We start from the raw sequence: 259 nt of genomic DNA, 5'->3' as shown, positions 1-259 counted from the left end.
ATATTGGTGCAGCTATTCAGCGCTATGCAGAATCTGAACGGTGCTCAATTGTGAGAGATTTTTGTGGACATGGAATCGGTCAACTTTTTCATGATGCACCCAATATTCTGCATTATGGCAATCCTGGAGAAGGGATAGAATTGAAACAAGGTATGATGTTTACAATTGAACCCATTATTAATCTTGGAAAACCACAAGTTAAGATTTCATCGGGTGCCTGGCCTGCTTTTACACGTAATCGGCCTCTAATGGAACAGTA

1 protein-coding gene is annotated in these 259 nt (G+C 40.5%); it reads left to right on the top strand.

Annotation, left to right across the window (positions count from 1 at the left end; genetic code table 11):
- Window positions 1-259, top strand: a 259-nt coding sequence (locus tag ACFIK8_RS12870; RefSeq protein WP_375669644.1) for a M24 family metallopeptidase, incomplete at both ends; no start/stop codon positions are given.

Source organism: Bartonella sp. MR168JLCBS (assembly GCF_042194175.1).
Note: the sequence above shows the minus strand (reverse complement) of the source record. Positions and strands in the feature narration are given on the sequence as shown.